Consider the following 22,932-nt stretch of genomic DNA (forward strand, 5'->3'; position numbering starts at 1 on the left):
CTTCGTTAACAAAACCTCCAAAAATTTCCCTCAAAAAAACCATTGCACATTACATAAGCTTTCATTACTTTAGTTCTATGACCGAGGAAGCCATAGAAATAGAAAACAAAGCCATTGCCAAAGCTTACAAAGAATTACTTAAGGTAAGCTACCAGACCTTAACTGCAGATGATAAAAAATTGATTCGCCATGCCTTTGAGGTCGCTGTTGACGCACACAAAGACCAACGGCGTAAGTCTGGTGAAGCTTACATTTTTCATCCTATAGCTGTGGCTAAAATCGTAGCTCAAGAGATTGGCTTGGATGCCACATCCATAGCAGCAGCATTACTGCACGATGTCGTTGAAGACAACCCAAATTATACTATTGCTGATATGGAACAGCTTTTTGGGGAAACGGTAGCGAGAATTGTAGATGGCCTTACCAAAATATCTTCGCTCAAAAAAGATATGGACGTCTCCTTGCAAGCTGAGAACTTTCGTAAAATGCTATTAACGCTAAATGACGATGTAAGAGTTATCATCATTAAGATTGCAGACCGTTTACACAATATGCAGACCATGGATTCCATGCGGTCGGATAAACAAGTAAAAATTGCTTCAGAAACACTTTATATCTATGCACCCTTGGCACATAGAATCGGACTCTACAACATTAAAACCGAGCTCGAAGATTTAGGTCTTAAGTATACCGAACCCGAAGTCTATAATGACATTGCAGAGAAAATGCAAGAAAGTAAGGAAGAACAAGATGCTTATATTAAATCATTTTCAAAAGTCATAGAAAAATCACTAAACAAAGAAGGGCTTAGCTACGAGATTAAAGGACGACCAAAATCCATTTTTAGCATTCGACGTAAAATGGTAAAGCAAGGGGTTTCTTTTGAGGAAGTCTATGATAAATTTGCGATTAGAATTATTTTTAAGTCCGACCTTGACAATGAAAAGTTCCTCGCCTGGAAAATATATTCAGTAGTTACGGATCACTTTACACCAAATCCTATTCGACTGAGAGATTGGATCTCTTCACCTAAGTCTACAGGTTACGAAGCCTTACACATTACGGTTGTGGGCCCAAAAAGCCGTTGGGTAGAAGTTCAGATTCGTAGTGAACGTATGAATGAAATTGCCGAAAAGGGCTATGCTGCACATTACAAATACAAAAATGCTGATGATAAGGAAGATAATCTAGACCTTTGGATCAACCGTTTACAGGAAGCGTTGGAGAATAACGAAGCCGATGCCGTGGATTTTGTAGAGCAGTTTAAACTCAACCTCTACTCAAAAGAAATTTTTGTATTCTCACCAAAAGGTGACTTAAAATCGTTACCAAAAGGAGCCACTCCGCTCGACTTTGCTTTTAGCATTCATACCGAAGTTGGTATGAAAACACGTGGAGCAAAAGTCAATGGTAAATTAGTGCCACTGAGTCACGAATTACAGAGTGGTGATCGTGTGGAAATCTTAACATCCGAAAATGCCAAACCAAACGCCAATTGGTTAGACTATGCAACAACGGCCAGAGCACGAAGCAAAATTAAATCGGCCTTAAATGCTCATACTAAAGAGATTGCTGAAGAAGGCAAGGAAATCTTACGACGAAAATTAAAACAGCTAAAAATCACATTGAATGAAAAATCCATAAATGAGCTCGTCAGCTATTTTAAACTAAAAACGTCTTTAGATTTATTTTATCGTGTTGGTATTGGCACCATAGACAACACCAAACTCAAAGCTTATGCTTCATCACGAAGCAATATGTTTATGAGTTACATCAAAAATAAAATCCGAAAGCCAGAAACTCCAAAGGATATCAACAAAGACGAGATTACCTCCAAATATGATATGTTGGTTTTTGGCAAAGAGGAAGAACGCCTAGATTACACGCACGCCAACTGTTGCAATCCTATTCCTGGTGACAAAGTCTTTGGTTTTGTTACAGTTAATGACGGTATTAAAGTGCACAAAAAGAATTGTCCAAATGCTGTGAGTTTGCAATCTAACTATGCGTACAGAATTATACAAGCCAAGTGGATCGACTCCTCTCAGCGTACATATACGTCGCATATTAGACTTTCAGGAATAGATAATTTAGGATTGGTTAATGACATTACCAGTCTTATTTCCGAAAACCTTCATGTTAATATGAAAAGCCTAAGTTTTTCAAGTGACGATGGGATTTTTAACGGTGACATCACGGTCGAAGTAAAAAACCAGACCATGCTAAAAAACCTTATGGAAAAACTCAAAAAGATCAATGGGATTGATAAAGTCTCAAGAGTCTAATCTTGATTATTATAAAAGTCTTGAAAACTTGTTCATTTCTTTCGGCTTTAATACCTATTTTAATCATCCATATCCTATAAATTTACGTAAATTTGCACCTTAATTATGAATGCAACAACAGAAGAAAGTAATCAGGAAATCGTAAAGCGCGTTTTTACGCAATTCCTTGAAGACAAAGGTCATAGAAAAACACCTGAGCGTTACGCTATACTTCAAGAAATATATGATAGTGAAGAGCATTTTGATATAGAATCCTTATACATCAAAATGAAAAACAAAAACTATCGTGTAAGTAGAGCTACACTTTATAATACTATAGAATTACTATTGGAATGTGCCTTGGTTCGTAAACATCAGTTTGGACAAAATCAGGCGCACTATGAAAAATCATACTTCGACAAACAACACGATCACGTAATACTTACGGACACAGGAGAAGTTATTGAGTTCTGTGATCCACGCATTCAATCCATCAAAAAAACCATAGAAGAGGTTTTTGATATCGAGATAACTAATCATTCACTATACTTTTACGGCAACCGTAAAACAGACGACTAACTAATTTTTTAAAATGGCAGTAGATTTACTACTTGGATTACAATGGGGCGACGAAGGCAAAGGAAAAATTGTCGATGTATTTACCTCAAAATACGATATTATTGCACGCTTTCAAGGTGGGCCAAATGCAGGTCATACCTTAGTTTTCAATGGCAGAAAGCACGTGCTGCATACCATACCATCTGGGATTTTTCATGACAATACGGTTAATCTTGTTGGTAATGGTGTGGTGATAGATCCCGTCATTTTTAAAAAAGAACTAGAAAAACTCGATGAGCAAAATGTGGATTATAAAACCTCACTTTGCATCTCGCGCAAGGCACATATCATTTTACCTACGCATCGCCTATTGGATGCTGCGAGCGAAACTGCAAAAGGAAAAGCAAAAATAGGCTCTACACTTAAAGGTATAGGACCAACCTACATGGATAAAACTGGGAGAAATGGTATAAGAGTTGGTGATATTGAACTGGCAGATTGGAAAGATAAATACAGAGCTTTGGCCAATAAGCACGAAGCAATGATAGATTTCTATAATGTAGATATTGAATACAATTTAGATGAGCTTGAAGCAGATTTCTTTACTGCTATTGAAACACTCAAGACATTAAAATTTATAGATTCTGAAGAATTTATACATCAATCGCAAACTTCAGGAAAATCTATTTTAGCGGAAGGAGCTCAAGGCTCACTTTTAGATATCGACTTTGGAACTTACCCTTTTGTAACCTCTTCTAATACCACAGCTGCTGGTGCTTGTACAGGATTGGGTGTAGCGCCAAACCAAATCGGTGATGTATTCGGAATTTTTAAGGCTTATACCACACGTGTAGGTTCGGGACCATTTCCAACTGAACTATTTGATAAAGCTGGTGAAACCATGGCACGGGTTGGTCACGAATTTGGTGCCACTACAGGTCGCCCAAGACGATGTGGCTGGTTAGATTTAGTTGCTTTACGTTATGCTTGCCAAGTCAATGGCGTAACCCAACTCATTATGATGAAAGGTGATGTACTTTCGGGTTTTAAAACCTTAAAAGTTTGTACGGCATACAATTATAAGGGAGAAACGATTCATCATTTACCTTATAACATAGAAGCAGAAAATGTAACTCCAATTTACACAGAAGTAAAAGGATGGTCAGAGGATTTAACCGCTATGACAAAAGCTTCAGAATTACCTAAAGCGTTTAATGACTATGTAATATTCTTAGAAAAGGAACTCAATATACCAATTACCATAGTATCTGTGGGTCCAGATCGTAAGCAGACAATTGTAAGACAAACGGTATAGTTTTTTTAAAATTCTAGATTCTGTTAAAAAAACTGTTAACCGATACTAAAGCTAATCTAATAGGTGTTACTTTATACAAGACATATGGTTATGAATCCTTTAAAGAATCTATTTTTAATACTTACATTTTGCCTTTCAGTATTTGGTTTTGCGCAAGAAAAGCAAAAGATTACCATAGAATATGCTGGTATCGCAGCCTCTGACCCAGAAATTGAAGATGGTGCCTTAGTTTTTCTGCGTGACGAATCACAACAAGTACACTTTATCCACAAAGGCGTTAATATGTGGTGCGATAAAGCTATTTATTATGAAGACCAAGATTATATAGAAGCGTTTAGCAACGTCAACATGAAACAAGGTGATTCTATTAATATGGTCGCCAAGTATGTTGAGTACAGTGGTAAAACTGAGTTAGCTTTTGCACAAGGTGATGTGATCTTAACAGAACCACAATCTGTATTAACAACAGATAAGCTTTATTTTGATAGAACACGTCAATTGGCCTATTACAATACCAATGGCGAAGTAGTGCGAGATTCTTCCGGAACAATTACAAGTCAAATTGGTCGCTATTACATGAACGCCAAAAAATATCAATTTACCAAAGATGTGGTCTTAGTAAATCCAGATTATACATTAAATACAGATCGCCTCGATTTTTTCCCAGATAACGGCCATGCGTATTTGTACGGACCTTCCACAATTGTTGGAGAAACAAGCGAAGTATATTGTGAGCGTGGTTTTTATGACACCAATAACGATATAGGTTATTTTCAGCGTAACGCAAAAATAGATTATGAAAGCAGAACCGTAGAAGGTGATAGTCTCTTTTTTGATAGAAACAGAAGTTTTGCCTCTGCGACCAATAACATTACAGTTACAGATACTATTAACAATAGTATCGTTAGAGGCCATTATGCCGAAGTTTGGCGCGATAAAGATTCTTTATTTATAACCAAGCGCGCTTTGGCAATAACGGTTCAAGAAAAAGATTCTGTGTATTTACATGCAGACACTTTAATGGTTACAGGTAAAGAAGATAATCGTATTACAAGAGCATTTTACAATGCAAGACTTTACAAGAGTGATTTGGCAGGCAAAGCAGATTCCATTCACGTCAACCACCAAACTGGGTTAACACAATTCATTAACTTGGATCGCTTTAGCTCTACCGATGCATTTGCAATAGCCAGAAAACCTGTACTATGGAATTTAGATAACCAAATGACAGGAGACACCATTCATTTAATTTCTGATGTTAAAACTGAAAAACTTGATTCACTCAAAGTATTCAACAATGCATTTTTGGTAAGTAAGGATACGATTAGCGAAGATGGCTATAACCAAATCAAAGGACAAAGACTTATAGGTTTATTCAGGGAAAATGAGCTGTATAATGTAGATATTATTAAAAATGCTGAAACGATACGCTATATGCGAAATGATAAAAATGAGCTTATCGGTATACAAAAATCAAAATCTGGAAGTATTAACATTCAAATTGTAGAAAAAGCCATTGATGAAGTACGGTTTATAAACCAAATTGACGGTAATATTTTTCCCGAATCTGAATTCCCCAAAAGCGGAAGACGACTTAGGGGTTTTGATTGGAGAGGAGAAGAACGCCCGATTTCTGTAGAAGATTTTTTCAAGGACGATCCACCATTAATTTTACCAAAAATAAAAGGTCTTGAAGATTATATCCCGCCAGAAGAATTTACTAATGAAGACCTTGAAAAACGTATTGAGGAAGCAGGAAAAGCTACACCAAAAAAGATCAATAAAGCAGCTAGAAATGTACCAAAGAAAAGTACTTCTAAGCCTTCAAAGCATAAGCTCATGCCTTTTGACGCATCAAAAAAACAATAGTAATACTTGCAAGACGATTTTATTAAATATCAAGCACAAACGACACCGCATCCTTTAGCAATGGAAGTCAGCCATGCTAAAGGCTCTTACATTTATGATAAAAATGGAAAGGCCTATCTTGATTTTGTAGCTGGTGTTTCCGCATGTAGTTTAGGGCATTCGCACCCTAGGATAATCCATGCTGTTAAAACACAATTAGACAAATATCTTCATGTGATGGTTTATGGAGAATATATTCAAGAACCAGCACTTGAGTTATCTAAGCTTTTAGGAAAATATTTACCAGCACCTTTAGAAAGTACCTATTTGGTCAATTCTGGCACCGAAGCTATCGAAGGAAGCATTAAATTAGCAAGACGATATACTGGCAGAAGCGAAATTATTGCAGCCAAAAATGCTTATCACGGTAATACAATGGGAGCGTTGAGTCTAATGGATTATGAAGAACGTAAAACACCCTTTCTTCCGTTAATTCCAAATATAAAGCACATCACGTTTAATGCTGAAGTCGATTTAAATCAAATTACAGAACAAACTGCGGCAGTTATTTTAGAAACTATACAAGGAGGTGCTGGTTTTATAGAACCTAAACACGATTATCTAAAGAAAGTACAAGAACGTTGTAATGCCGTCGGCTCTATTTTTATATTGGATGAAATTCAGCCTGGCATAGGCAGAACCGGGAAGCTTTTTGGTTTTGAAAATTACAATTGCCAGCCAGACATAGTGGTTACAGGCAAAGGATTAGGCGGAGGATTACCTATAGGTGCTTTCACGGCTTCAACAGAGATGATGCTTACATTAAGTGATAATCCAAAATTAGGGCATATTACTACTTTTGGAGGTAATCCAGTTATAGCAGCCGCTGCTCTTGCAACTTTAAAGGAAATTACTGAAACCGATCTTATGCAAAAAGCTCTAGAAAAAGAGCAGTTAATAAGAAAACATCTTCAACACAAACATATTAAAGCAATAAGAGGTCGTGGTCTAATGTTGGCAGCAATTCTTGAAAATTCCGAGCTTGTCAATACTGTAATTCTTAAGGCACAAGACCAAGGATTGATTCTATTTTGGCTACTTTTTGAACCCAAAGCCATCAGAATTACCCCTCCACTAACTATTTCAAACGAAGAAATCATCAAAGGTTGTAAGATGATAACTTCAATTTTGGATTCTCAATAAACTAATCCTTTTAATTTCAACCAATTGACTCTCAATGTAAAGCAAACTTTAAGTGAAGTTTTATTTCAATGTTAATTAATTTGTTAAAAACATTAGTTCAACAATCGACAAAAAGCAAACGATAACTGTAATTTAGATTAGTGAATCATTAAACCGCTTATGAATTACAGTCACAACGACGAAAATTTTCCGCTTACCCGATTTGAATCCATGCTAAAAACAAATGATATTTTGTTTTTTGATTCAAGTGAATTCGAAAACATTATACACTACTATCTCGAAAACGGTAAAATTGCACTAGCAAAACGCGCCATTAAACTCGGTCTTGAGCAACATCCAACATCCATCAATTTAAGATTGTTTCAGGTAGAAATATTAGTCATTGAAAATAAATTTGAAGAGGCCGATGATATTTTAGATATGCTTCATAATTTAGAGCCTACAAATGAAGAAATCTTTATTCAAAAAGCAAATGTACTGTCTAAACAAGATGAGCATAAAAAAGCTATAGATACATTACTTATTGCCATAGAAATGTCTAGTACGCCAAGTGATGATGGAGACCTATATGCTTTAGTAGGTATGGAATATCTGTTTTTAGATCAGTTTGAGAATGCTCTAATTTATTTTAAGAAATGTCTAGAGACTGATACTTCCGATTATTCTGCACTTCATAATATAGTTTACTGTTACGACTTTTTAGACCAGAATAATGAAGCTATTGTATATCTTAATAATTTTTTAGATTCCAATCCGTATTGCGAAGTCGCTTGGCATCAATTAGGCCGCCAATATTTTGCTATAAAGGACTATGCCAAAGCTAATGCTGCTTTTGATTTTGCCATTATATCCGATGATACTTTTGTAGGTGCCTACATAGAAAAAGGAAAAGTACTAGAAAAGCTAAAGTACTACGAGGATGCCATAGAAAACTACAAAATTACCTTAGCACTGGACGAACCAACATCTTTTGCGCTCTTAAGAATTGGACATTGCTACGAAAAACTGGGACAAGAAGATATGGCCTTGCAATTCTTCAAGAAAACTGTCGAGGAAGATGCGCTACTAGATAAAGGATGGATAGCCATCACCAAGTTTTACATGAAACGGTTAAACTTTCCAAAAGCTTTACACTACATTAACAAAGCAGTAAATATTGATGGCGAAAATGTTTTATACTGGAAACTTTTTGCAACTATAAATAAGCGTTTAAACTTCCTTGAAGAAGCAGAAATTGGCTATAAGCGCACTTTGGAATTAGGCAACTATGAACTGGAAACCTGGTTAGACAGAAGTGATATTTTAACAACATTAGGTGAGTACGAAGCGGCTATTTATAATTTGATCCAAGCGGCTGAGTTTTATCCAGAAAATACAGAAATAGAATACAGACTTGGCGGTTTACATTTTACAATACACCAAACTGAAAAAGGACGTTTTCATCTAAAAAATGCGGTTTCGTTGAATTCTGATTACAGTTTTATCATTTCGGAATTATTTCCCAAACTTAATGAAAACTTGATGGTAAAAGCTATAATCTCAGAATCTAAAAACACTTCCAACTAATTCAGCTTCTTCCATAAATTTAAAATAGAACTCGTATAAAAAAACCATACCTTAGCAGTTCTTATTATTTGAGGAATGCACAGACGATTTTTTGATTATTTAATTATAGCCTTCAAAGGTATTGCCATGGGAGCTGCCGATGTTGTCCCTGGTGTATCTGGCGGAACCATTGCCTTCATTTCTGGCATCTACGAAGAACTAATAGAGAGTATCGACAAAGTAAATCTTGGCGTATTTAAGGTGTGGAGACGCAAGGGTTTTAAAACGGCATGGAAATCTATAAACGGAACATTCTTACTGGCATTATTTTCTGGTGTAGCTATTAGCATTCTATCTTTGGCCAAACTCATAAAATGGTTATTGCACAACGAACCCATTTTATTATGGTCGTTCTTTTTTGGGTTGGTTTTAGCGAGTATTCTTTATATCGCCAAACAAATTAAAGGTTGGTCTGCAAAGCTTATCGTAGCCATCGTAGTAACATCTGGACTTTCATACTATATAACACTTGCAGAACCTTTTGCATCTCCAGATAGCCCTTTTTATTTGTTGTTTTGTGGTTTCATTGCCATTATTGCTATGATTTTACCAGGTGTCTCTGGCGCATTTATACTATTAATTTTAGGTGCGTATCAAACCGCCATAGATACCATTAATAATCTTAGAGACGGTTTATTTAATGGAGACATGGAGCTTTTTAAAGATGCGCTTTTAAAGTTTGTATTACTTGCAGTTGGTGCTTTAGTAGGTCTTAAAGTATTTTCTAAAACTTTGAACTGGATGTTTAAGCACCAAAAGAATCTCACACTTGCCATTTTAACTGGTTTTATGATTGGATCATTGAACAAAATATGGCCTTGGAAAGAAGTGTTAAAAACCAGAATGAACTCAGAAGGAAAAGAGGTTACCCTGCTCGATAAAAGTATTTTACCTTCATCTTATGATGGAGACAATCAAATGCTATTGGCTTTGATATTTATTATTATAGGTTTTGTAACGATCTTAATATTAGAACGTTTAGGTAATCGAAAAAATAAAGCTTAATGCAAAGTACCAGAACACTTAAAGATCGTGTTTTTTTGGTCATTAAAGGTCTCGCTATGGGAGCTGCAAATAAAGTTCCTGGCGTTTCAGGTGGTGTTGTAGCTTTTGTTGCTGGTTTTTATGAAGAGTTTATTTATTCACTTCAACGTGTTAACAGTACGGCATTCAAGTTACTTTTCAATGGTCGCTTTAGGAGTTTTTATCGTTATATAAACGGCAAGTTTTTAGCTTTACTTTTCCTTGGAATGATTGTCAGTTATTTTAGTGTTTCTAAAATACTTGATTATCTCATTGTTAATTATGAGCTTTATGTATGGAGCACATTCTTCGGAATGATTTTAGGTTCCATCTATTATATCAGTAAAGATTTTAATGCTTGGAATGCAAAAACGATTATAGCGCTCATCTTAGGAGCTGTAATAGGTATAAGTATAAGTTTTCTAGATCCTGCAACGGAAAATGACAACCTTTGGTTTGTTTTTTTCTGTGGTATTATTAGCGTTTCAGGTATGACACTTCCTGGCTTTTCGGGCTCATTCATTCTCATTTTATTAGGTAATTATGTTTTACTTCTGGTAGATTCTGTAAATGCTTTATATGACTCCATAGCTGATGTGTTTACAGGTAATTTTGAGTTTGTAAAAAATGAGCCTAGAATCCGCATGTTAAAAGTTCTTGGCGTATTTACTTTAGGCTCTGTTACGGGTTTAGTGACCTTTTCTCATATTCTAAATTATATCTTAAAACATTACAAAAATATAACCTTAGCAACTATTGCTGGTTTTATTATTGGATCGCTTGGAGTGGTTTGGCCGTGGAAAGAAACCATATACAAAACGTACACTGATGGAACTTTTATTTTAGATTCTACTGGAAAACAAGTTATTGCAAATTATGAGCGGTATTTACCAGAATTCAACAGTGAAACTTATATCGCAATTTCTTATATTGCCTTAGGAATCCTTATTGTATTGGGGTTAGAATGGTATGGACAACGCACAAGAAAAATCAAAACTTAAGTTTGGTCTCGTAGGAAAAGATATATCCTATTCGTTTTCAAGAGATTATTTTGCAAAAAAGTTTAAACATGAAAATTTACCACATAGTTATGTGAATTTTGATATATATTCCATAAATGAGCTTGACGATATTATAAAAAATACACCTAATCTTAAAGGTCTTAATGTTACTATTCCGTATAAAGAAGATGTTATCCCATTGTTGGACGATTTAAATAAGCGTGCCAAAAAGATTGGAGCTGTAAATACAATTAGAATTACACGTTATCAAAAACTAATAGGTTATAACACCGATTATTACGGTTTTAAAAAATCGCTTAGGTCACATCTCAAAAAGCATCATAAGCGCGCTTTAATACTCGGCACAGGAGGAGCGTCGAAAGCTGTGGCCTATGCGCTCAAAAAACTGAAAATCCAATACGATTATGTATCTCGCTCAGAAAAAGAAGGTGTAAAGTTTTTGTATTCTGATCTAACAGATGATATTATTTCAACCTATACCATTATAATCAATTGTACACCGATTGGCACATTTCCTAATGTAAATGAATGTCCCGACATTCCGTACGATGCTATTACCGAAAATCACATTCTTTACGATCTCATCTACAATCCAGAACAAACTAAATTTTTGAGCTGTGGGGATATTAAAGGAGCAACAACAATTAACGGGTTAGAAATGCTAAAACTACAGGCAGAAAAAGCTTGGGATATATGGGGTAAGTAGAGGTTGGTGGAAAAATAATCAACCTTTAAACCACTAAAATTTCAAACTTTACAGTACCTAATTAATTAAACACCAAAACATTTAAACACCAAACTTTCCACATCTGACTCTTAAACTTTAACTTTGCTAGTATGAAAGTATACACAAAAACAGGCGACAAAGGCACAACTGCACTATTTGGTGGTACAAGAGTACCAAAACACCACATACGTATAGAGAGTTACGGTACTATAGACGAACTTAATTCGCATATTGGGCTCATAAGGGATCAATATATCAATCAATTTTATAAAAACACCTTGATGCACATTCAAGACCGTTTATTTACAGTTGGAGCAATACTGGCAACAGATCCAGAAAAAGCAACATTAAAAAGTGGTAAGGCCAGATTAAATATTCCTAAGATTTCTAACGAGGACATTGAACGCCTTGAGAAGGAAATGGACTTGATGGAAGCAAGTTTACCACCTATGACACACTTTGTTTTGCCTGGAGGTCACCAAACGGTGTCATTCTGTCATATTGCACGTACAGTTTGCCGTAGAGCCGAACGTCTAGCCTCTCATCTTAATGATTTAGAGCCGTTTCAACCCGAAACTTTGATGTACATTAATAGACTATCTGACTACCTTTTTGTATTGGCACGGAAGTTGTCACATGATTTGCAAGCAGAAGAGATTAAGTGGATTCCGCAAAAAGAATCGTGATTTATTAAATGCTTCTGCGATTAGATTTCAATAATGCAATATTGTAATCTAAATAAGTTGAAGATTACACGTTCTTTTTATTAATAAATAATTAATTTGATTTTTTCTTGAATTATTCAGCTAAAAAATTATTTTTGCAAAAAATTAAAATTACACGCAAATGTATTGGACATTAGAATTAGCATCATATTTAAGTGATGCACCTTGGCCAGCAACTAAAGACGAACTTATCGATTATGCGATTAGAACTGGTGCGCCTCTAGAAGTTGTAGAAAATTTACAAGCGATAGAAGACGAAGGAGATTCATACGACTCTATCGAAGAAATCTGGCCAGACTATCCAACTGATGAAGATTACCTCTGGAATGAGGACGAATATTAACACATAATATAATCACAAAAAAGTCTCTTGCGTTATCTTAACTGAGAGACTTTTTTTATTTTCGAAAAATTCGAAAATAAAATTGCTTCAATTGTCCCTTCGAGGTGACATTAGGGGTGTTTTATAAAATTAAAAATTTAAAGATTGATAACCAATCAATCTGTTACAAAATACAAACCATGGGCATATTAGATAAAGTACTTAAAGTTTTTGTTGGAGATAAATCCAAACAAGACGTTGGTGCTATACAACCAATTGTAAACGAAATAAAAACTTTTGAGCAAGCCCTCGAAGCTTTATCGCATGATGAGCTTAGAGCTAAGACTGCTGAGTTTAAAAATAAAATTGCTGAAGTCAGAAAACCACTTCTAGAGAAAAAGAATGAACTTTTAGCTAAGGCAGAAGAAACAGAAGACATCGACGAACGCGAAGATATTTATGTAGAAGCTGATAAGATTGAAGACGATATCTACGAAGTTACAGAAGAGGTTTTAAACGATATTTTACCAGAAGCTTTTGCTGTGGTCAAAGAAACCGCAAAACGTTTTGTACACAATACTGAGATTCCAGTTACAGCAAATGCATTCGATAGAGAAGTATCTGGTGATAAGGATTATGTGACCTTAGATGGAGATAAAGCCATTTGGGCAAATTCTTGGGATGCTGCAGGTAAACCAATTATTTGGGACATGATTCATTATGATGTACAGCTCATTGGTGGTATTGCCATGCATCAAGGAAAAATTGCGGAGATGCAAACCGGTGAAGGTAAAACCTTAGTAGCAACCTTGCCTGTATACTTAAATGCATTGGCTGGTAAAGGCGTACACTTAGTAACCGTAAATGATTATTTAGCAAAACGTGATAGTGCATGGATGGCACCAATTTTTGAATTCCACGGATTGAGCGTCGATTGTATTGATTATCACACACCAAATTCAGATGCACGTCGTAAAGCCTATAATACAGATATTACTTATGGAACAAATAACGAATTTGGTTTCGATTATTTACGTGATAATATGGCACATTCGCCAAACGACTTAGTACAACGTCGCCATCACTACGCTATTGTGGATGAGGTGGATTCGGTTTTAGTTGATGATGCACGTACACCGTTGATTATTTCTGGTCCTATTCCAAAAGGAGACGAGCACGAGTTTGATGCATTAAAACCTAAAGTTGAACAAATTGAATCTGTACAGCGCAAATACTTAGTTGGTGTGTTAGCCGAAGCTAAAAAACTAATCGCAGCAGGCGACACTAAAGAAGGTGGTTTTCAACTGTTAAGAGTTTATAGAGGTATCCCTAAAAATAAAGCCTTAATTAAATTTTTGAGTGAAGAAGGTGTAAAACAATTACTTCAAAAAACCGAAAACTTCTACATGCAAGATAACAACAGAGAAATGCCAAAAGTGGATGCTGAACTCTACTATGTTATCGATGAGAAGAACAATCAGGTGGAATTGACCGATAAAGGTGTAGAATTCTTATCTGGTAAAGACGATCCTAATTTCTTTGTGATGCCAGAAATGGGAACTGAAATCGCTAAGATTGAAGAAAAAGGACTCTCTTCTGAAGAAGAGGCCAATCTAAAGGAAGACCTGTTTAGAGACTTCGGAATTAAATCTGAACGTATCCATACGCTCAACCAATTACTAAAAGCTTATGCACTTTTTGAAAAAGACGTACAGTATGTGGTAATGGATAACAAGGTAATGATTGTTGATGAACAGACAGGTCGTATTATGGATGGTCGTCGTTATTCTGATGGATTACATCAAGCGATTGAAGCCAAGGAAAATGTAAAGATTGAAGCGGCTACACAGACTTTTGCGACTGTAACATTACAGAATTACTTCAGAATGTATCGTAAACTGTCTGGTATGACAGGTACTGCAGTAACTGAAGCTGGTGAATTCTGGGAAATCTATAAATTGGATGTAGTTGAAATTCCAACCAACAGACCAATAGCCAGAGACGATAGAGAAGATTTAGTGTACAAAACAAAACGTGAAAAATACAATGCGGTTATTGATGAAGTCGTTGGTTTATCCAATGCAGGTAGACCTGTATTGATTGGTACAACTAACGTTGAGATTTCTGAGCTTTTAGGAAAAATGTTGAGCATTCGTAAGATTCCGCATAATGTATTGAACGCAAAACAACACAAAAAGGAAGCAGAAATTGTTGCCGAAGCTGGTAATGCAGGTCAGGTAACTATTGCTACCAACATGGCAGGTCGTGGTACCGATATTAAATTAAGTGACGAAGTTAAAGAAGCTGGCGGTTTGGCTATTGTCGGTACGGAGCGTCACGATTCGCGACGAGTAGACAGACAGTTACGTGGTAGAGCTGGTCGTCAAGGTGATCCTGGAAGTTCGCAATTTTATGTATCCTTAGAAGATAACCTAATGCGTTTATTTGGTAGTGAGCGTATTGCTAAGATGATGGACCGAATGGGGTTAAAAGAAGGTGAAGTAATTCAGCATTCAATGATTTCTAAGTCTATTGAGCGTGCACAGAAAAAAGTTGAGGAAAATAACTTTGGAGTACGTAAACGTTTACTCGAGTATGATGATGTTATGAACGCTCAGCGTGAAGTGGTGTACAAACGTCGTCGAAATGCTTTACATGGTGAACGTCTACGTGTAGATTTAGCCAATATGATTTTTGACACCTCAGAAGGTATTGCCATTAGCAATAAAGAAGCTAACGATTATAAGAACTTTGAGTTCGAATTGATTCGTTATTTCTCAATGTCCTCGCCTATTTCTGAAGCAGAGTTTGCAAAAATGGGAGAGCAAGAGATTGCTGGTGTCATTTATAAAGAAGCCTTTAAGCACTATCGCGAAAAAATGCAGCGTGCAGCAGATTTAGCCTATCCGGTAATTGAAAATGTATATAATACCCAACGAGACCGTTTTAAACGTATCGTTGTACCATTTACAGATGGTGTTAAGAATTTACAAGTTGTAACCGATTTAGAAAAAGCATACGAGTCTAAAGGAAAGCAGTTAATTAATGATTTTGAAAAGAATATTACATTAGCGATAGTAGATGATGCCTGGAAAACACATTTACGTAAAATGGATGAGCTAAAACAATCGGTACAATTAGCCGTACACGAGCAAAAAGATCCATTATTGATATATAAATTTGAATCTTTTGAGCTGTTTAAAAGCATGATTGACCAAGTGAATAAAGATGTAATTTCATTCTTATTTAAAGGTGAAATACCTCAGGAAACTGCTAACAATATTAAGGAAGCTAAGCGTAGAAAGCAAGAAAATCTAGAAACACAAAAAGAGGAAATTCCTAATATGGACGAGCGTGCTGCACAAAGTAGAGCTGCAGGCCAAGGAGCATCTCGCCAACCACAAGTGGTAGAAACTATTGTAAGAGAACAACCAAAGATTGGTCGTAACGACAGAGTAACGATTAAGCATGTAATGAGCGGCGAAAGTAAAGTCGTAAAATACAAACAAGCCATTCCTTTAATTGATAAAGGAGAATGGGTTTTGGTGAATGATTAATTCCTGCGAAGGCAAGAATCTCTCGAAGAGAACCTAAAACATAAAAATTGTCATTTCGTAATTGATACGGAATCTAAAAATCCTGATGTAGCCCATCAGGATTTTTTATCTACTATAACCAAGCAAAATGAGGCTCTAAATCATTCATAAATTAACATAAAATAGCCCAAAAGCCACCATATTGTTAAAGTTGGTTAAATACAGTTAAAACTATTTTAAAAAGAAGTTCAAAAACACAAAAAGTTCTTGTTTTGTTCCCTAACAATTATATCATTCAAAATTATGAAAAAAAGTTTACTACTAACTGTAATCGCAGTTTTAGGATTGGCAAACGTAAATGCACAAAACGTTGAATTTGGTGCTAAAGCAGGTCTCAACTTTGCCAGTATTTATGGAGACAACACAAGTGACATTGGATTTGTAACAGCTTACAACTTTGGCCTAATGTCTGAAATCTCAATTTCTGAAAAATTTTCCTTTCAACCAGAATTATTATATTCTGGTATAGGCTATAGTATTGATGATGAAAGTGATGATGATACGGTAGCGTTAAATTATTTAACTGTTCCTTTATTGGGGAAATATTATTTAACCGAAAGGTTTAGTGTAGAAGCTGGGCCACAAGTAGGCTTCCTATTGTCCGCTAAACAAGAAAGCACAGATGTTAAAGATGCTTTTAAAACTCTAGATTTCGGTACTAGTTTAGGGCTAGGTTATAAACTAGACAGCGGCCTTAATTTTAGTGCACGCTACACATTAGGATTATCTGACATTAGTGAATCGGAAGATTTCTCAAACAATACTGGTGTATTGCAACTTTCAATTGGTTATTTCTTTTTCTAAGACTTAGCACAAAACAACTTTCCTAAATCCTGATGGGTTACATCAGGATTTTTTTATTGCATCAAAGAAAACCGCAAAGTCCGATGCGAACTACACGCTAAAACCATCAGCTGACAATAAGTCTCAATGCGAATCAACTCTTTTAAAGTAATCATTCATCATTACTTCTGACACCGCTTCAAAAATTACGGAACGTTTAAAGAAAAACCATTTTTCTATCCTCAGCACATAAGGTGAGAATCCTGAACGATGACAACCTTTTAACGAGGGAATATTACCAACTTCAACAAAGAGTATCACATACCGTACACCTAAATCCTGTACCTTTTTAGATATACTGTCTAATGCTGCTGGCATAATACCTTTTCTTCTAAATGCTGGAGTTGTAAATACACTTTCCACTAATGCTTCATCATCTTTTAATTCAGGAAATGATTCTCCCCAAAATGCCTTTATATTTTCATTTTGCTTTGATCCCATTAACCATTGTCTATAACATGGTTTACCTTCTGTATTGGTAGCTACATAACAGGTCGGTATATTTTCTTGTACTAAACCATAATTTTGCAAATCAGCTGTAAAATGAATTTCATCACTGGCTTTACAAGGTCGTGTTAATAGCTCAATTTGTGCGTTTGGCACTTCAAATTTAACAGTTAAATCGCGTTTTAAGCCGAAAGCTTCTGTTTTTGATAACACACGTTTAAAGATGCCTTTAATCATAAATTTGAGCTCTCCCTTTTTCACTAAATAAAAAATCCGAAGTATGGTATTTTTCATATTATAATCGCCTTAAGCCAAGTAAAAATAGACTTTAAAATATAAGTCCATAAGGATAATACAACTTTTTATTATATATTTACTTTATAACCTACTTAAAATCAATGTTATGAAACCTAACCTTGCCCATTTATTTGTATTGCTCCTTACCTTAATTTTAATGGCTTGTTCTTCTGACGACACCAATTCTAACACAGATGAAGCTAATAATGAATTTGTCTTTAACGGTATAACTTATCATTTAGTCTCAGCTATTATCACTGATGAGAATACCGCAACTGACGACCCTAGTGACATAGGCATTAGTCTATTTAACAAAACAAGCTCTGAAATTACAGGCAATAATGATTTAAATGATATTAGCTATATCTATTTTGACTTCAATGATGTTACAATTCAGAACACAACATATACTGAAATTGAAGATTATGACATTTCTATAAATAGTTCTATTGTCAATAGCGAATTTAATCATGGTACAGTTCTACTATCAGACAATGATCCAGAATCCGATGTCTATGCGCAATCAGCTTCTGTAACTGTAACTAATTTCACGGAATTTAATATTGTGTTTACCTTTACGTTTACCAGGAATGATGGACAAGTGATTTCCGGTAGTTACGATGGAAATTATTTTATGCCAGATAATTAATAGTGTGTATCCTTAGATTTATATATTTGAATTACAAAGGAAACACTAACCTAAACCTAAAAGTAAATTAGGATCTGGGCAATTGACTTTATAAAATTCTAAATCTAACTGATTACTGACACCAGGATAATCACCTTCATAATCTTGAATGTCTTTTATAATCTGAAAATGTAAATGCGGAGGGTAATCTCCATTAACCTTAGCAGTACCAAGCGATGCGATTTGTTGTCCTTGTTTTACGTATGCCCCAATCTTTAAATTTTCTATGGATTCCAGACTCAAATGTCCGTAAAGTGAATAAAATCCAAAGGCATCTATTTGATGCTGTAGTATAATTGTTGGGCCATAATCACCATAGTTGGTGTTATTTTTAAAGCTGTGTATCTTACCATCTAAAGGCGAAAATACGGATGTGTTTGCTTCAATCCAAAGATCTAGACCTAAGTGAATATCGCGTTCTATTTTAGGGTTCTGCTCATTAAAATAAGTACTTCGTTTATAGATACCACGATGTTCTAAATAACCTCCAAAAGCAGCTTTAGCATTGTTTTTTTCAATGTGATTAAAAATATAAGCTTCTAAATCTTTTGATGATGCAACATTAATGTTGTTTAATTCAGAATTATGGATCGACAAATCTAAAAATGTATAATCAGACTTAGGTACGTTCAATATAGGATGTGTATTTAGAGCGCAAAGAATTGCTTCAAAAATGGAAAGAGGCATAAAAACAAAATTTCCATAAAAATACGATTCTATTTTAATGGAAAACGGGAAGGCAAATAGATTCTGAAATTAATTCAGAATAACGTATCAGGTTTCAACAGTTTACACTAAAGCTAGTAACAAGCTTACTCGACCTGAAAGCTAGAAAATAGTTTTAGTTCATAATTAAATTACTGAATTTGGCATTGACAATAATGTTTCTATTAGAACTTTGCCCTTCAGAATTGGTTCTAATGGTTTTTTGTTCCGTTACTTTATTGTTGAATTTAGAACGACTCCCTTTAAAATACATATTGTAATCAATATTCTTAGGCAAGTTTACCAATGCATCACTATTTTCCAGTACCAAGTTTAAGTTCTTAAAAGACGCTGTGAGATTAGAAATGGTTAAATCACCGAAACTACCATCAATGATTCCTGTATCTGTTAAGTTTTCAATATTAATATTTGACGACTTAGAATTTAAAACTAGATTTTTAGCACTCTTTATTTGAGCCTTATCTACATAATTGAGGTTAAGCGTTCCTAAATCCCAAGTATTAATTACTACTGGCGAATAAGAAACATTGATGGAAGTGTCACTTCCATCAATGTGTTCTGCTACTAAAAAGGCATGTGATATATCTCCTCTTAAGTTATAAATAACTGAAGATAGCTTTAATTCACCATGTCTAATGTTTGTTTTTAGCTTCGCTTTCTTAGGGATTTTAATTTTGATTACTTTTTTTACTTTACTATTACTACCTGACTCTAAACGTCTAGCCAATATAGATTCTCTTTTGTTACGCATTGAATGACGTCTTTCTTCCATTTCGGCTTCTCGCTTAGACAATTCGTGAACACGTTCCGCGTGACGTTCTGCTATACGAGCCTCGCGCTCTGCCATTTTTTCGTGGCGTTTTGCCATAGCTTCGCTTCTTTTCTCCATTTCTCTGGCATATTTTTCTCCAAAGCGTTCTCCCCAAGCTTCCATCTTTTCGGCCCATTCCTCACCAAATTTTTCACCAAACTGTTCTCCCCATTTTTCCATGTCTTTGGCATACTTCTCACCAAATTTTTCACCAAACTCTTCACCCCACTTTTCCATATCCTCAGCCCATTTACCTTCAAAGCGCTTTCCATATTCTTCACCCCACTTTGCCATCTTTTCTTGATAACCAGATTCTGCAAACTTTTTAGCCCAGTCTTCCATACTTTTTTGCAATTCTTTGCCACCTTCCTTTTCATACTTTTTACTCCACTCCGCTAGGTACTTTTCTCCTTCTTTCTGATACCTGTCATAATCAAAAGATATTGTTTTAATACCATCTGGTAATTCTGGTAACTCAGGGAATTTTGGCATTGCTGGCATTGTAGGCAACTCTGGGAAATCGCTCATCATGGGTATGCTCGGCATTACAACAACTTCTGGGATGTCTGGTAAATCTGCAAGTTCAAACTCTAAGTCTCGCAATACATTAGCGTAATCTTCTTCTCCGAATAAGCCAACCGCTCTGCCACCTCGGGATGAAATAATCACATTATCATTAGAGCCATCTACTTTTAAATCCCATGCTTTTAAAGCACGCTCTAATTCTTCTGCAGAAAGCTTGTCACTTTCTATATAAGCTTCAACTTCAACAATGTCTTTATTCCAAGTGTCGATTTCTATTTCAACATAATTTGTATTTAAATCTACAACGACATCCTTACTAACCTTAATGGATTGCGATGTCTTGCTCAATTTTTTTTGTGCATACCCAAATGTGGTCAATAAGCACAATACCAAAACTTTAATTGTTTTCTTCATGATTTTTTTTGATTTAACTGTTCGTTTTTTGATTTGATTAATTATAAATATCTTCTCTAAAAATGCTTTGATGATAAGCAGCACACCCATAGGAAAATTGACTTATATGCTTTCTTGCTTAAAGGAATCGTCATCGAATTCTTGAAGCTTCTCTTTAAGGCGCGTTACAAGATTTAATCTAAATTTTAAGTTATCGATTAACGCATCTAACGTTTCGCCGTTAGGCCCATTCTCGTTGAGCTCAATAGTTAGTTTATTATATTCTTCATTTAATTCCTTAAGGCGCAATATGTAACCGTCAAATAACTCTTTGTTTTCTGGTGTTAGCTCTACCTTAGACAATTCTAAATTGATACTTGCTAAATAATAGTCTTCCACTTTCTTTAAATCCGGTACAACTTCTCCCAAACTTTTTATGTCATTTTTAGTCTCTGCAACTTCTACCGGTTCCTCTGTACTGACAGGTGATTGAAAAAACTGAAATGCGCCATAACTTAGTCCCAGCAGCACCAAAACACTTGCTGCAATATTTAAGAACCTAAATCGGTTTGATAATCTTTTTTGAGGCAACTCTTTTTCTAGCTTTTGAAGAAAACGTGCTTCATGACCTTCAGACATTTTTATGTTCTGAACCTTTTCATCTTTTTCAAATAAATTTCTAAGATCTTGTGCCATTTTTCTTTGTTTTTAATGCGGTTTGCAATTTTTGCTTTCCTCTAGACAATTGTGTCCTTGATGCGACTTCAGAAATATTCAGAATTTCAGAAATTTCCTTATGGTCGTAACCTTCAATTAAATAGAGTATTACAACATATTTATATTTTTCAGGTAACTGCTCAATAGCTTCTTTTACCAAATCTATTGTTATACCATCATCCACCAACCATTCACTCTCGTAATCTGCATCCACAACATTAAGGTGGTGGTCTTCTAATTCTATTAAGCGTTGACGCTTAGATTTTAAAACATCAATACATTTATTAACCACGATGCGTTTTAACCATGCCCCAAAACTCACTTCTGCCTTATACTGTTCTAATTTTGAAAATGCTTTTATAAATGCTTCCTGCACTGCATCCTCGGCCTCCATGGTATCTTTTAAAAAACGCATTGCGACGATAAGCATTCCATCACAGTATTGATTGTACAATTGCATTTGCGCCTGTCTATCGTTCTGTTTGCATTTTTCAACAATATGAATTTGAAACGTGCTGATGTTTAATTGGTTTTTGATTGGTTCACTCTAAAGACGACACAAAATTTTAAGTGTTGCAAAAAAGTTTTAAAAATCTTGAAATTTATAAGATTTACTTAAAATTCGACGTTTGTCTTCCATAAATTTAGGGAATTGAATTATCTTTAAAATCTAAATTTCAAAAACTGCTTAAGATAAACACCTATGCTAAAACGCCTTCTCATTATTTTATCTATCCTAGCCTTGGGATTACTTTTGTATTCCGTATTTGTTGAAAATATTTTTGCACCTCGATTAAGTCCAAAAGATACTGCAAAGATTACACTCAATGAGTTAGACATAAAAGTAGAATATAACAGACCTTCTAAACGCGAGCGTGATATTTTTGGAGCACTTGTACCTTATGACAAGGTATGGAGAACTGGCGCAAACGAAGCCACAACATTTGAAACCAACAAGGATTTAATGATTGATGGGATGCTGTTAAAGAAAGGAAAGTATACGCTTTGGTCCGTGCCCAAGGCAGATCGTTGGAAGGTGATGTTCAATTCTAAACAATACGAATGGGGTGTAAATGAAAAAATGGAACCTATGTGGGATCCTAATTTTGATGTCTTGGAAACGGAAGTTGCTACCCAAAATATTGAAGAAACCGTAGAACAATTTACTATTGCTTTTGATAATAAATTAGGCACATTAAAGCTTACCATGGCATGGGATAACACTTTAATTGAAATCCCTATGCAAATACATCCACACGCTAAATCTTAAAACAAAA

At 35.2% G+C, this 22,932-nt stretch carries 20 protein-coding genes; 15 read left to right on the forward strand and 5 right to left on the reverse strand.

What is annotated here, in order from left to right; genetic code table 11:
- Positions 1–77 precede the first annotated feature (77 nt).
- The 13 genes from KCG49_RS01750 to KCG49_RS01810 all read left to right on the forward strand — a co-directional run bounded on the left by KCG49_RS01750 (position 78) and on the right by KCG49_RS01810 (position 17,012).
- Positions 78–2,285 (forward strand): RelA/SpoT family protein, encoded by a 2,208-nt coding sequence (locus tag KCG49_RS01750; protein ID WP_218544449.1) that lies wholly within the window; start codon positions 78–80, stop codon positions 2,283–2,285.
- Between the two features lie 105 nt (positions 2,286–2,390).
- Positions 2,391–2,843, forward strand: a complete 453-nt coding sequence (locus tag KCG49_RS01755; protein ID WP_218544450.1) for a Fur family transcriptional regulator — start codon at positions 2,391–2,393, stop codon at positions 2,841–2,843.
- Between the two features lie 13 nt (positions 2,844–2,856).
- On the forward strand, positions 2,857–4,137 hold the full coding sequence (locus KCG49_RS01760) for an adenylosuccinate synthase (RefSeq protein ID WP_218544451.1): 1,281 nt from the start codon (positions 2,857–2,859) through the stop codon (positions 4,135–4,137).
- Positions 4,138–4,227: 90 nt separating this feature from the next.
- Complete coding sequence (locus KCG49_RS01765) at positions 4,228–6,006, forward strand: OstA-like protein (protein ID WP_256259822.1); 1,779 nt, start codon at positions 4,228–4,230, stop codon at positions 6,004–6,006.
- A 6-nt stretch (positions 6,007–6,012) separates the two neighbouring features.
- Positions 6,013–7,188: an aspartate aminotransferase family protein gene (locus tag KCG49_RS01770; RefSeq protein WP_218544452.1), complete on the forward strand. Its 1,176-nt coding sequence runs from the start codon at positions 6,013–6,015 to the stop codon at positions 7,186–7,188.
- Between the two features lie 159 nt (positions 7,189–7,347).
- A complete protein-coding gene (locus KCG49_RS01775) occupies positions 7,348–8,754 on the forward strand; it encodes a tetratricopeptide repeat protein (protein ID WP_218544453.1) in 1,407 nt (468 codons plus the stop codon).
- A gap of 75 nt (positions 8,755–8,829) precedes the next feature.
- Positions 8,830–9,798 carry a DUF368 domain-containing protein gene (locus KCG49_RS01780; RefSeq protein WP_218544454.1) on the forward strand — a complete coding sequence of 323 codons (969 nt, stop codon included), beginning with the start codon at positions 8,830–8,832 and terminating at the stop codon, positions 9,796–9,798.
- Positions 9,798–10,817, forward strand: coding sequence for a DUF368 domain-containing protein (locus KCG49_RS01785; RefSeq protein WP_218544455.1), 1,020 nt, complete (start codon positions 9,798–9,800; stop codon positions 10,815–10,817). The genes KCG49_RS01780 and KCG49_RS01785 overlap by 1 nt, the downstream gene beginning before the upstream one ends.
- A complete protein-coding gene (locus KCG49_RS01790; RefSeq protein ID WP_218544456.1) occupies positions 10,786–11,544 on the forward strand; it encodes a shikimate dehydrogenase family protein in 759 nt (252 codons plus the stop codon). Before KCG49_RS01785 ends, KCG49_RS01790 begins: the two co-directional genes overlap by 32 nt.
- A 131-nt stretch (positions 11,545–11,675) precedes the next feature.
- Positions 11,676–12,251, forward strand: coding sequence for a cob(I)yrinic acid a,c-diamide adenosyltransferase (locus KCG49_RS01795; RefSeq protein WP_218544457.1), 576 nt, complete (start codon positions 11,676–11,678; stop codon positions 12,249–12,251).
- 160 nt (positions 12,252–12,411) lie between these two features.
- Positions 12,412–12,633 carry a DUF2795 domain-containing protein gene (locus KCG49_RS01800; RefSeq protein WP_008272287.1) on the forward strand — a complete coding sequence of 74 codons (222 nt, stop codon included), beginning with the start codon at positions 12,412–12,414 and terminating at the stop codon, positions 12,631–12,633.
- Positions 12,634–12,812: 179 nt separating this feature from the next.
- Positions 12,813–16,169, forward strand: a complete 3,357-nt coding sequence (gene secA, locus KCG49_RS01805; RefSeq protein WP_218544458.1) for a preprotein translocase subunit SecA — start codon at positions 12,813–12,815, stop codon at positions 16,167–16,169.
- 282 nt (positions 16,170–16,451) lie between these two features.
- Positions 16,452–17,012 (forward strand): porin family protein, encoded by a 561-nt coding sequence (locus KCG49_RS01810; protein ID WP_218544459.1) that lies wholly within the window; start codon positions 16,452–16,454, stop codon positions 17,010–17,012.
- A gap of 123 nt (positions 17,013–17,135) precedes the next feature.
- On the opposite strand, the gene KCG49_RS01815 is transcribed toward KCG49_RS01810, so the two are convergent.
- The gene (locus tag KCG49_RS01815) at positions 17,136–17,735 is read right to left on the reverse strand and encodes a GNAT family N-acetyltransferase (RefSeq protein WP_218544460.1); all 600 of its coding nucleotides are present in this window, start codon (positions 17,733–17,735) and stop codon (positions 17,136–17,138) included.
- 166 nt (positions 17,736–17,901) lie between these two features.
- Here KCG49_RS01815 and KCG49_RS01820 point away from each other — a divergent pair, with 166 nt between their 5' ends.
- Positions 17,902–18,444 (forward strand): hypothetical protein, encoded by a 543-nt coding sequence (locus KCG49_RS01820; protein ID WP_218544461.1) that lies wholly within the window; start codon positions 17,902–17,904, stop codon positions 18,442–18,444.
- A gap of 45 nt (positions 18,445–18,489) precedes the next feature.
- Here the strand turns inward: KCG49_RS01820 and KCG49_RS01825 are convergent, their stop codons facing one another.
- From KCG49_RS01825 to KCG49_RS01840, 4 genes are all read right to left on the reverse strand, one after another.
- Complete coding sequence (locus KCG49_RS01825) at positions 18,490–19,170, reverse strand: peptidoglycan DD-metalloendopeptidase family protein (protein WP_218544462.1); 681 nt, start codon at positions 19,168–19,170, stop codon at positions 18,490–18,492.
- A gap of 154 nt (positions 19,171–19,324) precedes the next feature.
- Positions 19,325–20,959, reverse strand: a complete 1,635-nt coding sequence (locus tag KCG49_RS01830; protein WP_218544463.1) for a hypothetical protein — start codon at positions 20,957–20,959, stop codon at positions 19,325–19,327.
- Positions 20,960–21,061: 102 nt separating this feature from the next.
- Positions 21,062–21,634, reverse strand: coding sequence for a hypothetical protein (locus KCG49_RS01835; RefSeq protein ID WP_218544464.1), 573 nt, complete (start codon positions 21,632–21,634; stop codon positions 21,062–21,064).
- Entirely contained in the window at positions 21,618–22,115 is a 498-nt protein-coding gene (locus KCG49_RS01840) for an RNA polymerase sigma factor (RefSeq protein ID WP_439901092.1), read from the reverse strand. The genes KCG49_RS01835 and KCG49_RS01840 overlap by 17 nt, the downstream gene beginning before the upstream one ends.
- A 243-nt stretch (positions 22,116–22,358) precedes the next feature.
- Between KCG49_RS01840 and KCG49_RS01845 the strand changes: the two genes are divergently transcribed.
- The gene (locus KCG49_RS01845; RefSeq protein WP_218544465.1) at positions 22,359–22,925 is read left to right on the forward strand and encodes a DUF2911 domain-containing protein; all 567 of its coding nucleotides are present in this window, start codon (positions 22,359–22,361) and stop codon (positions 22,923–22,925) included.
- The last annotated feature ends 7 nt before the right edge of the window (positions 22,926–22,932 follow it).

Source organism: Winogradskyella luteola (assembly GCF_019203985.1).
In the GTDB taxonomy this organism is placed as follows: Bacteria; Bacteroidota; Bacteroidia; order Flavobacteriales; family Flavobacteriaceae; genus Winogradskyella; species Winogradskyella luteola.